The following is a 13,369-nucleotide window of genomic DNA, read 5'->3' as shown; positions in this document are numbered from 1 at the left end:
CGTAACGTGAGCGCATGATCGCGATCGAGCTCGCCGCGGTGGTACTGCTCCTGGTGCTGGTCGTGGTCTCGGTGGTGCTGTGGACCCGGCGGGTGGTCACCACACCCGCCGAACGCGCGGTCCACGCGACCCTGCACACGGCGTCCCTCGCGGCGCGCCCCCTGCGCGCCGGGCTCGACGCGTCGTCCGCGAAGGAGGCCGCTCCGCACCTGCGGATGCTGCTGGCCGAAGCGCGCGCGGTGGCGCTGCTGGACGAGAACGGCGCCCTGCTCGCCTGGGACGGCCCGTTCGAGGAACTGACGGACGCGATGATCACCGCCGCGGGCCGTGCCGTCGCCGACAAGCGTCGCGTGCTCGTCGGGCACCACGACCTGCGACGAGACCACGGCGACCTCGCGGCCCGCGCACTGATCGCCCAGCCGCTCGTCGTGGAGGAGATGGGTGTGGCGGGGGTGCTCGGCGTCGTGACGACCGTCGAACCCGGCCCGGCGCTGCTCGGCGCGATCACCGAGGTGGCGCGGTACGCGTGCAGTCAGATCGAGCTGGCCGAACTCGATGCCTCCCGCGCCCGGCTCGACCGCGCGGAGGTCCGCGCGCTGCGCGCCCAGATCAGTCCGCACTTCATCTACAACGCGCTCAACACGGTGGCGTCGTTCGTCCGGACCGACCCGGACCGGGCCCGCGAACTGCTGCTGGATTTCGCCGACTTCACCCGCTACTCGTTCCGCGCGGCCGGTGAGTACACCCTGCTCGCCGACGAACTGCGCAACATCGACCGGTACCTGACGCTCGAACGTGCCCGCTTCGGCAACGCCCTCGAGGTGCGCCTGCAGATCGCGCCCGAGGTGCTCAACGTGACGCTGCCCTTCCTCGCTCTGCAGCCGCTCGTCGAGAACGCCGTGCGGCACGGGATCGCGGGCAAGGAAACTCGCACGGGCACGATCACCATCACCGCGGCGGACGAGGGCACCGACTGCGTCATCAGCGTCGAGGACGACGGGATCGGCATGGACCCGGACCTGCTGCGATCGGGCACGCTCGACGCGATCGCCGAGAGCGAGCACGGCAGCGGTGTCCGCGAGTCCGCGCACGTGGGTCTCGCCAACGTCGACGACCGGCTGCGTGCGGCCTTCGGTAACGACTACGGCCTCGTCGTCGAGACCGCGCCGGGGGCCGGCACCCGGGTGAGCATGCGCGTGCCGAAGTTCAGGGCGGGTATCCGGCCGTGAGGAACACCGGGCATGGCACGATGGATTCGCCGTGAACGAGATCACAGACAACCTGACCGTGCTGGCGGTCGACGACGAACCGCCCGCCCTCGACGAGCTGGCCTACCTGCTGCGCGCGCAGGAGGAGATCGGCGTCGTCCACACCGCGGGAGACGCGACGACCGCTCTGCGCGTGCTGCGCGACGGAGGCATCGACGCGGTTTTCCTCGACATCAACATGCCCGGACTCGACGGGCTGGAACTCGCAGGCATCCTGCGCAATTTCGCGGTGTCCCCGGCCGTGGTGTTCGTGACCGCGCACGACGATCGCGCGGTCTCGGCGTTCGACCTCGGCGCCGTCGATTACGTCCTCAAGCCGCTGCGGGAGGAACGACTCGCCGAAGCGGTCCGGCGGATCGCCGAACGTAGCCGACCCGCGGCGCAGGCCGCATCCGACACCGGCCAGAGCGACGACGTGATCCCGGTCGAGCTCGGCGGTGTCACCACGCTCGTGCCGCGCTCGTCGGTCCACTGGGTCGAAGCCGAGGGCGACTACGCGCGACTGCACACCGCGACCGGTTCGCACCTGGTGCGGATCCCGATATCGACGCTCGAGAGCCGCTGGGCCGATGCCGGCTTCCTGCGCGTGCACCGCTCCTTTCTCGTGGCGCTGCCGCTCGTCACCGGTATCCGCAGTGTGGGTTCGGGTCTCGTCGTGTGCCTGCGCAGCGACAGCAACTCCCCGCCCGTCGAACTGCCGGTCAGCCGCCGGCACACGCGGGAACTCAAGGACCGGCTCATCCGCGGTCCGATGCAGTCGTGGACGTCGCGATGAGCACCACCGGCGGATCGCCCCCGCAGCGGCAGCGTGTTGTCCTCGCCGAACGGCGCGGGGCGCGCATGGTCCGCACCCGGGTCGAGGTGCAGCAACAGACCGAGGTGGGCGACGCGATGGTCCGCGGGCTGGTCCGGGCACAGCTCGGGCTCGCCCTGCGGGTCGCGCTGTTCACCGTGTGCCTGCTGGGCAGCATTCCGGTGCTGTTCCATGTCGCTCCCGGTCTCGCCGTGGTGACGGTCCTCGGGATCCGCCTGCCGTGGGTGTTGCTCGGTGTGGTCGGTTATCCGATCCTGCTCGGTATCGCGTGGGTGTATCTGCGCCTCGCCGAACGCAACGAGCAGGATTTCACCGACCTCACCGACGATTGACGACCCCGTGAGCGGATCGATTCCCGTCGTCACCGTCGTCGGTCTCGTCGCCGCGGCGATCGCCACCGTCGCGATCGGTGTGTACGGCGTGCGGATGGCGCGCACCACCTCGGACTTCCTCGTCGCCTCCCGCAGCGTCGGGCCACGCTGGAACGCCGCAGCCATCTCCGGTGAATACCTCTCGGCGGCATCCTTTCTCGGGGTGGCCGGGCTCGTCGCGAAGTTCGGTGCCGATGCCCTGTGGTATCCCGTCGGTTTCACGGCCGGCTATCTGGGTCTGCTGCTGTTCGTCGCTGCGCCGCTGCGACGTTCGGGTGCCTACACCGTCCCGGACTTCGCGGAGTTCCGGCTGGGGGAGAAGTGGCTGCGCACGCTGTCGATGATGGTCGTGGCGATCATCTGCATCCTGTATCTGGTGCCGCAGTTCCAGGGCGCGGGACTCACGCTCAACATCCTTCTGGGAGTGCCCGACTGGGTGGGCGTCGCCGTGGTCGGGGTGATCGTCGTGGCCAACGTGGTCGGCGGTGGGATGCGCTCGATCACGTTCGTGCAGGCCTTCCAGTACTGGCTCAAGCTCACCGCGGTCGCCCTGCCCGCACTGGTCCTCACGTTGCACTTCGTCGGCGACCACCGGGTCGTCGACGAACCCGTGCCGCCCACCGTCGCGGAGATCACGACCGTCGACGTGACGATCGACGTGGTCGTGCAGGTCGCCGAGCCGTTGCCGGTCGTGGTGACCGGGGAGATCGACGGCCGATCGGTCGCAGGTGACTTCGAACTCGAGCCGGGAGAGCACGTCCTCGGGGCAGGCACCGAACTCGTCCTCGATGCCGGTTCTCCGGTGCCGGTGGTGGCCGGTGCGCCGACCGACAACGACAGCTGGGCGTCGCCGGGGGCCGGATTGGGGGCGAGCAGCGAACATCCGTTGTTCCAGGTCTACTCGCTGATGCTTGCGACCTTCCTCGGAACCATGGGTCTGCCGCACGTGCTGGTGCGCTTCTACACGAACCCGGACGGTCGCGCGGCGCGCATGACGTCCTTTGCCGTGATCGGGCTGCTCGGGCTGTTCTATCTGTTCCCGACGCTGCTCGGAGTGTTCGCGCGCCTGTACGTCCCACAGTTGCTCATCACGGGACGGTCGGACGCCGCGGTGCTCTTGCTGCCGGGATCGGTGCTGTCCGGCTGGGGAGGGCAGTTGCTCGCGGCCCTCGTAGCCTCGGGCGCGATCGCGGCCTTCCTGTCGACCTCCTCCGGGTTGCTGGTCAGTGTCGCGGGCGTGCTGTCCACGGACGTGCTGCGCGGACGGGTGCGCGACTTCCGGATCGCCGCGGTGCTCGCGGGCGTGGTGCCGCTCGTGCTGGCGCTGTCGGTGACCTCGCTCGACCTGTCGCGTTCGGTGGGACAGGTCTTCGCGATCGCTGCGTCGACGCTGTGTCCGCTGCTGGTCCTGGGGATCTGGTGGCGTGGCCTCACCGCGATCGGTGCCGCGGCAGGGATGGTCGTCGGTGGTCTCGTTGCGGGGGGCGCCGCCCTGGCCACCGTACTGCTGCCGATCGATCCGTCGGTGGCCGCAGGGTGGCCGACGGTGCTCTCTGCCTATCCTGCGGCGTTGAGCGTGCCGCTGGCGTTCGTCACGATGATCGCGGTGAGCGTGCTGACGCGTCGCCGGATCCCGCGCGACGTCGGCAGGACCTTCTCTCGCATGCACGTGCCCGAGCGGCTCGGCATGGGCCGCGACCGCGAACTCGGAGCGTTCGGCGACCGGGGGCGGGGACCCGGGGAGAGGCGCCGTTCGTCGCGGTGACGTGACCGTTCGTCGCACGAGGACACCCCTCGTCGTTCCATCTCTTGCCTCCTCTGTTCGTGTGACAGCCGTCTCATTAGCGTTGTGATCATCCTCACCTCACACGACGACCAAGGAGTCGGTAGTGACCACAGCACCACTCAGCGAGAGTGGCGTACCCCAGCAGCGACGGATACCGACGCCGCAGGAGTTCGTCACGATGCAGGAGAGCCCGGAGTTCCAGGAACTGCGCAGCCGTCTGCGCCGTTTCGTGTTCCCGGTGACGGCGTTCTTCCTGGCCTGGTACGCCCTGTACGTCCTGCTCGCCACCTACGCGGACGAGTTCATGGCGACGAAGGTCATCGGCAACATCAACGTCGGGCTGATCCTGGGTCTCGGCCAGTTCGTCACGACCTTCGTGATCACCGCCGTCTACGTGAAGTTCGCCGGCCGTGAGCTGGATCCGCGTTCCGCCGCGATCCGCGAGGAACTGGAAGGACCGCAGCAGTGACCGTTCTCGCGCAGAGTGGGGCCGACGTCGGTAACCCGATCCTCAACATCGCCATCTTCGTCGCGTTCGTCGTCGTGACGATGGGCCTGGTCATCAAGGCCAGCCGCACGACGAAGAAGGCCTCCGACTTCTACACCGGCGGTGGCCAGTTCTCCGGGCCGCAGAACGGCTTCGCCATCGCCGGCGATTACCTGTCGGCCGCGTCGTTCCTCGGTATCGCCGGTGCGATCGCCGTCTACGGATACGACGGCTTCCTGTACTCGATCGGCTTCCTCGTCGCATGGCTCGTCGCCCTACTGCTCGTCGCCGAACTGCTCCGCAACACCGGCCGGTTCACGATGGCCGACGTGCTGAGCTTCCGGCTCAAGGAACGCCCCGTCCGCATGGCGGCGGCGCTCTCGACCCTCGCGGTGTCGCTGTTCTATCTGCTCGCACAGATGGCCGGCGCCGGCGGACTCGTCGCGCTGCTGCTCGACATCGAGGGCAAGGCCGGCCAGGCGATCGTCGTCGCGGTCGTCGGTGTGCTCATGATCGTGTACGTGCTCATCGGCGGCATGAAGGGCACGACCTACGTGCAGATGGTCAAGGCCGTGCTGCTCGTCGCCGGGGCGGGCCTGATGTTCGTGCTCGTCCTGTTCGCGGTGCGGGGCAACTTCTCGCAGCTGCTCGCCGACGCTCAGGCGATGGTGTCGAGCTCGTCGAACGAGGCCGTCGCGCAGCGTGACGTGCTCGCTCCCGGTGCCAAGTACGGCATCAGCAACATGACGCAGATCGACTTCCTCTCGCTCGGTCTCGCGCTGGTCCTCGGCACCGCGGGCCTGCCGCACGTGCTGATGCGCTTCTACACCGTGCCGACCGCCAAGGAAGCACGTCGTTCGGTCACCTGGGCCATCGCCCTCATCGGCGCCTTCTACCTGTTCACCCTGGTGCTCGGTTACGGTGCCGCGAAGATGGTCGGCCCCGACGCGATCCTCGGCGCTCCCGGCAAGGAGAACTCTGCGGCTCCGTTGCTGGCCTTCGAACTCGGCGGCACTCTGTTCCTGGCGATCATCTCGGCCGTCGCCTTCGCCACGATCCTTGCGGTCGTCGCCGGCCTGGCCATCACCGCCTCGGCATCCTTCGCCCACGACATCTACGCCAGTGTCATCAAGCGTGGCAACGCCACCGAGGACGAGCAGGTGCGGGTCTCGCGGATCACGGTCGTCGTGATCGGTCTGGTGGCGATCGTCCTCGGTATCCTCGCCATGGGACAGAACATCGCCTTCCTGGTGGCCCTGGCCTTCGCGGTCGCCGCCTCGGCGAACCTGCCCACCCTGCTGTACTCGCTGTTCTGGCGGAAGTTCAACACGACCGGCGCCCTGTTCAGCATCTACGGCGGTCTGATCAGCTGCCTCGTGCTCATCGTGTTTTCCCCGGCGGTGTCCGGTGCACCCTCGGCGATGTTCCCGAACGTGGACTTCTCCTGGTTCCCTCTGTCGAACCCGGGCATCGTGTCCATCCCGCTCGCGTTCGTCCTCGGCATCGTCGGCACCTTCGTCGGACGCCGCAAGCAGGAGGACCGGTACAAGCAGGCGGAGATGGAGGTCCGCTCGCTCACCGGCGTCGGTGTGGAGAAGGCCGTCTCCCACTGATCCTCTGCGCCGCGTGGCNCGAGCCGGGGGCGGGCCACCGTCGTGTCGGGGCGCCCCGCCGGCGGAACGGACCGTCTACTGTTGCGGACCATGGCGAAACTCGAAGTGTCCACCGACCTTCCGCTCGACCCACACGCAGCGTGGGAGCACGCCTCCCGCCTCGAGTCGTTCGGGGAGTGGCTGAGCATCCACGACAGGTGGCGCAGCGACCTGCCGGACACCCTCGCCGAGGGCACCACCCTGCAGTCGGTGGTATCCGTCAAGGGCATGCGCAACCGCGTCACGTGGACCATCGTCGAACTGGACGCGCCGCACCACGTGGTGCTGAAGGGGACCGGCAAGGGAGGTACGAAGTTCTCCATGCGACTCGCCGTTGCAGCTCGCGGGGACGGTTCGACGCTGTCGATGAAGATCGACCTCGGCGGTGCGCCCCTGTTCGGTCCGATCGGATCGGGGGTTGCGCGCGTCCTGCACGGCGACCTGCAGTCGTCGCTCGACACCTTCGCACGCCGCTACGGCGGGAACTGACGCCTCTGGCGCAGCGTGAACCACGGACGGCTTCGTGGTGGCCCCACCCGATCTCATCGAGTCGGGACATGATGATCCGATGCGGCTGCGCTCCGACGGTGCAGCCGCTCCACGCCGCTTGCGTACCAACGCTTACCGAAGATCAGCGCCACGATCGCGAGTGCGTACACCAGCGGGGTCAGTTGCAGCGCGGCGAGTAGACCCAGACGGTCGGCGAGGATCCCGACGACGAACGGTCCGGTCGCCAGCCCCAGGACGTTGTTGGCGACCGTGAGGGTACCGAGCGCGGAAGCGCGCACCGACTCGTGCGTCAGTCGTGCCACCATGGCTGCAGTGGGACCCGAGGAGCCGGCGGCGAAGAATGCGCCGATCCCGATGAGGATCAATTGCGCCGGGCCGGGTGCCAGCTGGAATCCGATGCCGAGTGACGCGAGCGAGACGACGCAGAACGCAATAGCGCTGGTCCACTTCGCCGACGGGTTCGTGCGGCTGACCCGGTCGGTGATCATCCCGCACATCACCATGCCTGTGCCGATCAGCAGGACGAAGATCGACGCGACCATCCCCGCCTTGTCGGGGGCGAGGCCGTACTCGCGATTGAAGAAGCTGGGCGTCCAGGCCAGCAACACGGCGGCGGTGAACATCTGCAGGCCGCCACCGAGGTAAGCGCACCACACGGCGGGGCTGGTGAACAGCGTCGAGATCGGTACCCGGACGTTCGGTCCATCGGGACGAACGGATGGTTCGGACGGCGCTGAGTCCTGACCGACCTTGTGCGCTGACAACCTGTCTTCGGTGACCAGGGCGCGGAACAGGGCGACGAGGATCAGGCCCAGCACCGCCATGGCTGCGAACGACCACCGCCAGCTCAGGTGCACCGCGATGACGCCACCGAGCGCGACGCCGATGACCGAACCGAACGAGCCGCCGGCCATGAAGGCACCGCTGAGTGCGGAATGGACGCGCGGGACGAAAACGCTCAGGATCACGGCGATTCCGACACTGCCGTAGGCGGCTTCGCCGACTCCGACCAGGAAGCGGGCGATGAGGAGCTGTTCGTAGTTGGCCGCCACGGCACAGAACAGTGTCGCGATACTCCAGATCACCGCCATCAGGGTGAGGCTCCGTACCCGGCCCCACCGATCGGCGAGGAGGGACAGCGGAAAGGTCAACAGGCCCACCATCAGTGCGACGATGCTGGTGAGCGATGCGAGTTGCGAATCCGTCAGTGCCCAATCCGCTCTCAGGAACGGGAAGACCGCGCTGAGCACCTGACGCGACATATAGTCCGAGAGCAGCAGTGCGAACGTCAGCGCGAAGACCAACCAGGGGTATGCGACGCGCCGGCGTCGGTTCTTCTCGGGTGTCGAACCACCGGAATTCGTTACCTCGTCCGGAGATTCGAGGGTGAGTTCGGCAGAGGTGCCGATCGGGGTGGGGAGAATTCCCATAGGAGCTCCTCGATAGAAAAGGGGCGGGTCGGAACCCGAGCAGTTCCACGGGTCTCGCGCGGGGATGGGGGAGGACGGCGGGGCCTGCGCCGGTCCGCAATTGCCGTGGTGCACATCACAGTAGTCGGGATGCGTCGTACTCACTTATCTCGAGGGGACACAGCTCTGTCCATTTCGGGACACTCAGGCTTCGGAGCGCGTGCGCCACTCCCGGGGAGTCATGCCGAATCGGCGCGTGAACCAACGCGAGAACCCGCTCGGGGCCGAGAACGACAACATTTCCGAGATTTCGGCGAAGGTGTGGCGCCCGCTCGTCACCAGCCGCTGGGCGAGTTCGGCCCGGGTGTCGTCGACGACCCGGGTGAAGGTCTGTCCCGATCCGGCCAGGTGCCGGTGAACGGTGCGGCGATCCACACCGAGACTCGCTGCCACCTGGTCGACCGAACAGCGCCCGGTCGGTAACAACAGTTCGACGAGCTCCCGGACCCGCCGCTCGAGCGCGGGGGTCTCGGATGCCGAGAGGTCGTCGAGGACCTGTTGCGAATAACTGCGGAGGACAGGATCGGAGAGGCGATTGGGTAGATCCAGATCGCCGGTGTATACGACGATTCCGGAATATTTGCCGTCGAAAACGAGGGGCGCGTCGAAGACGCGACGGTGCGTGCTGTCGTCGCCGGGCCGGCCGTGTTCGAAACACACCGACACGGGCCGCCAGCGGTCGCCGAGCAGATACTGCAGAAGTTGGTGGATGACGGCGACCGCAAGTTCCGTGGCCTGGCGCACGGGCATGGGTTCGCCCGGTTCGACGCGAAGCACGATCGTCGACAGCCCGTCACGCTCGGTGACGTCGATGAACAGCGCCTCGTTGTACGTGTGCTGGAAACGGATCAACATGCGCAGGGCGCTACGGGCGTTCGGTTCGTCGCGGATGGCCACGCTCAAGGGGCCGAGGGCCGAGAGGCGTCGCCGTTCGGCGAGTCTCAGCGCGAAATCCTGATGGGCGGTGACGGCAGCGGACAGTTCCAGCAAGCGGACGATCGACGCCGCCGGTACCCACCGGTCCTGCAGGTCGAGTCCGGACGGATCCAGCTCGACGCTGCGCAACAGCTCGATCGGATCGACCGAGAGCGAGCGGGCCAGTTCGACGAAACCCGTCAGTCTTGCGTAGCGCGCCAACGGCTTCGGCAGCGTCATCGCGCATCTCCTCGATCTCCCGGCGACCTGAAGGACTGTCCCCGAATGACAACGAATATGTCCCGCAGGGATAAGTATTCCGGATCTGTGCTCGTTAGTCTCGTGTTATCGGCGTCACACCCACTCTGCGCTAGCAGAACGCTCGACATCCAAGGAGAACACAGATGGCACACGCGATCCGCTTCCACGAGACGGGCGGCCCCGACGTCCTCGAATGGGAAGCCGTCGAGGTCGGCGACCCCGGCCCCGGCGAAGTGCGGATCCGGCACGAAGCCGTCGGCCTGAACTTCGCAGACACCTACTTCCGTACCGGGCTGTACCCGGCGCCGTTGCCGGCGGGAATGGGCGTCGAGGCCGCCGGTGTGATCGAGGCGGTCGGCCCCGGCGTCACCGATTTCCACGAAGGCGACCGCGTCACCTACACGGGAAGCCCGCTCGGTGCATACAGCACCGAACGAGTGATGGACGCGGCACACCTCATCGCACTGCCGGACGCAATTCCCTTCGACACCGCGGCCGCGATGACCATGCGCGGCCTGACCGCGGCGTACCTCCTGCGCCGCATCCACCCGCTCGAAGCCGGCGACACGGTCCTGCTGCACGCCGCAGCCGGGGGCGTCGGCCTGATCTTCTGCCAATGGGCGAAACGGTTGGGAATCAACGTCATCGGAACGACGTCCACTGACGAGAAGGCGGAGGTCGCTCGGTCCTACGGTTGTGCCGAGGTCATCGTCCACACCCGTGAGGACATCGCAGAACGAGTGCGCGAGCTGACCGACGGAGCCGGCGTGCCCGTCGTGTTCGACAGCGTCGGGGCCTCGACCCATCGTTCCTCGCTCGATTCCCTCGCCCGCCGAGGCCTGCTCGTCGCGTTCGGAACGGCCTCCGGCCCGATCCCACCGATCAGCGCCATGGACCTCGCGGTCAAGGGCTCGCTGTTCGTCACCCGGCCCGCGCTCGCGGACTACATCGCCGATCCGGTCGAGCGAGCCGAACTGGCGAACGAGCTGTTCGCGCAGGTCGCGGCCGGAGATATCGAGATCGAGATCAACCAGCGATACGCACTCGCCGACGCCGAACGAGCGCACCGCGACCTCGAAGCCGGCATCAGCGTCGGCTCGTCGGTGTTCTCGATCTGACCTTCGGCCCGATCCACCCCCTCACGCTCAGGAGACCGTCATGACCACCTTCGACCACGCCCACGTCCGGGACGAGACATGTCGCCGATTCTCGATGGACGTACGACCGCTGACCGGCAGCATCGGCGCAGAACTGCACGGCGTAGACCTCGCCGAGGTGGCCCGTGACGACGAACGGTTCACAGAACTGAAGGCGCTGCTGCTCGAACACAAGGTGTTGTTCTTCCGGAACCAGGAGATGAGCAGGGCCGAGCACGTCGCGCTCGCCGAGCGTTTCGGCTCGCTCGAGGACCATCCGGTACTCGGCAGCGATCCGGAACATCCCGGCCTGGTTCGCATCTACAAGGACCTCGACAGCCCACCCGAGGCGTTCGAGAACTCCTACCATTGCGATGCCACCTGGCGGGAGAACCCACCCATGGGATCGGTGCTCCGATGCGTCGAAGGTCCCGCCGTCGGTGGCGACACGATCTGGGTGAACATGGCACTCGCCTACGAGCAACTCCCGGGGCACGTGAAGGAACAGATCGCCGGGCTGTGCGCGCGTCACAGCATCGAGGCATCTTTCGGTGGGCGACTGCCGATCGACAAGCGACTCGCTCTGAAGGACCGGTTCCCGGACGCGGAGCACCCCGTCGTCCGCACCCATCCCGAAACGGGGGAGAAGGTCCTCTTCGTCAACAGCTTCACCACACACTTCACGAATTTCCATACGGCACAAAACGTCCGCTGCGGTATCGACTACGCCCCCGGGGCGGGCGAGCTGCTCCGGTACCTGCAGAGCCGGGCGACGATCCCCGAGTACCAGGTCCGGTGGCGATGGACGCCGAACAGCGTGGCGATCTGGGACAACCGGTCCACCCAGCACTACGCGGTCCAGGACTACTGGCCTGCCGTCCGGAGGATGGAGCGCGCCGGAATCGCCGGCGATCGTCCCTTCTGACCTTCGAGAACTTCCTTCCCTCATCACGCACGACCCGATCCACAGGAGACCACGATGCACTTCCACGACGATGCCTTGTTCCCCGAATGCCAGGAGAAGCTGGTCATCACCGCGGCCCCGTACGGACCCGAATGGGAGCCGGAGGATTTCCCGGAAGACCTGCCGCTGACGATGGACGAGCACGTCCAGCAGGCGGTGGACTGCTACGAGGCCGGAGCCACCGTGCTGCACATCCACGTTCGCGAACTCGACGGCAAGGGCAGCAAGCGCCTGTCGAAGTTCAACGAACTGCTCTCCCGCCTGCGCGAAGCGGTGCCGGACATGATCCTGCAGGTCGGAGGATCGATCTCCTTCGCGCCGGAAGGTGAAGGTGCCGAGGCGAAGTGGCTCTCGGACGATGTTCGGCACATGCTCGCCGAACTGGATCCCAAGCCGGACCAGGTGACCATCGCCATCAACACCAGCCAGATGAACATCATGGAGCTCATGACCGCGGACGACATCGCCGGCACCTCGATGGAGCGTCCGGAACTCGCGGTGACCTACCGGGAGATGACCGTGCCCGCCGGGCCGGAATGGGTCGAGGAGCACCTGCGACGCCTGCAGGCCGCCGGCATCCAGCCGCACTTCCAGCTGTCGTCGATCCCGCAGCTCGAGACCGTCGAACGCCTGATTCGACGCGGCATCTACACCGGTCCGCTGAACCTGACCTGGGTGGGGATCGGCGGCGGTTTCGACGGACCGAACCCGTACAACATCATGAACTTCATCCAGCGTGTCCCGGACGGTGCCTGCCTGACACTCGAAACCCTCATGCGTTCGGTGCTGCCGGTCAACACCATGGCCATCGCTATGGGTCTGCACACCCGATGCGGCAACGAGGACACCCTCTGGGGACGCAAGGGCGAGAAGATGACCTCGGTCGAACAGATCCGGCAACTGGTCCGTCTCGCAGACGAACTCGGCCGTGAGGTCGCCACAGGCAAGGAAGCCCGCGAGATCTACCGGATCGGCGAGACCTACCGTGACGCCGACGAGACGCTCGCGAAGCTCGGCTACGCCCCCAACCGCCGCCCGGGTCAGGTCGGCTTCACCCACCACGGCTGACACCCGGCGGCTCGCACCTGCATGGGAATGCTCCGTACGAAGGGAAGTTTCGGAGAGATGAACGACGACACCGAACCGACCGTCATCATCGTGCCCGGCCTGCGCGACCACGTCGCCGACCACTGGCAGACACTGCTCGCAGATCGACTCGACCGGGTACGCACCGTACCTCCGCTCGACCACGACCGGCTGAGCCTGGATGCGCGAATCGCCGCGCTCGACGCGGTCGTCAGCGACGTCGACGGTCCGATCGTGCTGGTCGCGCACAGCGCCGGTGTCCTGATCACCGCGCACTGGGCCCACACATCGAACAGGCCGGTCCTCGGTGCNACACCGGCCGACGTCGAGAAGCCGCTACCCGAGGGGTATCCCACGATCGACGATCTCGACAGGGGCGGCTGGCTTCCGATACCGCGTCGCCGCCTGCCCTTTCCCAGCATCCTCGCGGCGAGCAGCAACGATCCGCTCGCCGACCGGCGTCGGGTCGCGGGATTGGCAGAGGCGTGGGGCAGCCGGTTCGTCGACCTCGGTGCGGTGGGACATCTGAATCCTGCCTCCGGCTTCGGCGACTGGCCTGCCGCCGACGTCCTCCTGCGGGAGCTACTCGGGCGTCCTGCGGCAGCACAGTCCGAGATTACCTCTGTACCGTCCGAACTCTGAAAGCGAGC

Annotated in this window: 13 protein-coding genes and 1 pseudogene; 12 read left to right on the top strand and 2 right to left on the bottom strand. The window is 67.2% G+C overall.

Annotated elements, in window-relative coordinates:
* Positions 1-14: 14 nt before the first annotated feature.
* The 7 genes from QR64_RS23225 (at position 15) to QR64_RS23195 (ending at position 6,867) form a co-directional block, all read left to right on the top strand.
* Entirely contained in the window at positions 15-1,229 is a 1,215-nt protein-coding gene (locus QR64_RS23225; RefSeq protein WP_039587518.1) for a sensor histidine kinase, read from the top strand.
* A gap of 31 nt (positions 1,230-1,260) precedes the next feature.
* Entirely contained in the window at positions 1,261-2,043 is a 783-nt protein-coding gene (locus tag QR64_RS23220; RefSeq protein WP_006551612.1) for a LytR/AlgR family response regulator transcription factor, read from the top strand.
* A complete protein-coding gene (locus tag QR64_RS23215) occupies positions 2,040-2,414 on the top strand; it encodes a hypothetical protein (RefSeq protein ID WP_033096946.1) in 375 nt (124 codons plus the stop codon). Before QR64_RS23220 ends, QR64_RS23215 begins: the two co-directional genes overlap by 4 nt.
* A gap of 7 nt (positions 2,415-2,421) precedes the next feature.
* The gene (locus QR64_RS23210; RefSeq protein ID WP_039587517.1) at positions 2,422-4,218 is read left to right on the top strand and encodes a cation acetate symporter; all 1,797 of its coding nucleotides are present in this window, start codon (positions 2,422-2,424) and stop codon (positions 4,216-4,218) included.
* A gap of 124 nt (positions 4,219-4,342) precedes the next feature.
* Positions 4,343-4,708, top strand: coding sequence for a DUF485 domain-containing protein (locus QR64_RS23205; protein ID WP_019289889.1), 366 nt, complete (start codon positions 4,343-4,345; stop codon positions 4,706-4,708).
* Positions 4,705-6,339 (top strand): cation acetate symporter, encoded by a 1,635-nt coding sequence (locus tag QR64_RS23200; protein ID WP_006551608.1) that lies wholly within the window; start codon positions 4,705-4,707, stop codon positions 6,337-6,339. The genes QR64_RS23205 and QR64_RS23200 overlap by 4 nt, the downstream gene beginning before the upstream one ends.
* Positions 6,340-6,429: 90 nt before the next feature.
* Positions 6,430-6,867: an SRPBCC family protein gene (locus tag QR64_RS23195; RefSeq protein WP_039587515.1), complete on the top strand. Its 438-nt coding sequence runs from the start codon at positions 6,430-6,432 to the stop codon at positions 6,865-6,867.
* Between the two features lie 53 nt (positions 6,868-6,920).
* On the opposite strand, the gene QR64_RS23190 is transcribed toward QR64_RS23195, so the two are convergent.
* Entirely contained in the window at positions 6,921-8,318 is a 1,398-nt protein-coding gene (locus tag QR64_RS23190) for an MFS transporter (RefSeq protein WP_039587514.1), read from the bottom strand.
* Positions 8,319-8,501: 183 nt separating this feature from the next.
* On the bottom strand, positions 8,502-9,512 hold the full coding sequence (locus QR64_RS23185) for an AraC family transcriptional regulator (RefSeq protein WP_039587512.1): 1,011 nt from the start codon (positions 9,510-9,512) through the stop codon (positions 8,502-8,504).
* 164 nt (positions 9,513-9,676) lie between these two features.
* Between QR64_RS23185 and QR64_RS23180 the strand changes: the two genes are divergently transcribed.
* The 5 genes and pseudogenes from QR64_RS23180 to QR64_RS28435 form a co-directional block, all read left to right on the top strand.
* The gene (locus QR64_RS23180) at positions 9,677-10,651 is read left to right on the top strand and encodes a quinone oxidoreductase family protein (RefSeq protein WP_039587511.1); all 975 of its coding nucleotides are present in this window, start codon (positions 9,677-9,679) and stop codon (positions 10,649-10,651) included.
* A 40-nt stretch (positions 10,652-10,691) separates the two neighbouring features.
* On the top strand, positions 10,692-11,594 hold the full coding sequence (locus QR64_RS23175) for a TauD/TfdA dioxygenase family protein (protein ID WP_039587508.1): 903 nt from the start codon (positions 10,692-10,694) through the stop codon (positions 11,592-11,594).
* 54 nt (positions 11,595-11,648) lie between these two features.
* The gene (locus tag QR64_RS23170; protein ID WP_039587506.1) at positions 11,649-12,701 is read left to right on the top strand and encodes a 3-keto-5-aminohexanoate cleavage protein; all 1,053 of its coding nucleotides are present in this window, start codon (positions 11,649-11,651) and stop codon (positions 12,699-12,701) included.
* Between the two features lie 57 nt (positions 12,702-12,758).
* A pseudogene (locus tag QR64_RS28440) lies at positions 12,759-13,030 on the top strand (RBBP9/YdeN family alpha/beta hydrolase); the annotation flags it as partial.
* A 1-nt stretch (position 13,031) separates the two neighbouring features.
* Positions 13,032-13,361, top strand: a 330-nt coding sequence (locus tag QR64_RS28435; protein WP_235367310.1) for an RBBP9/YdeN family alpha/beta hydrolase, incomplete at its 5' end; no start/stop codon positions are given.
* Between the last annotated feature and the right edge of the window lie 8 nt (positions 13,362-13,369).

This window comes from Rhodococcus sp. Chr-9, assembly GCF_000801125.1.
Classification (GTDB): domain Bacteria; phylum Actinomycetota; class Actinomycetes; order Mycobacteriales; family Mycobacteriaceae; genus Rhodococcus; species Rhodococcus pyridinivorans.
The sequence above is the reverse complement of the archived record's forward strand: the minus strand, read 5'-3'. Positions and strand labels throughout refer to the sequence as shown.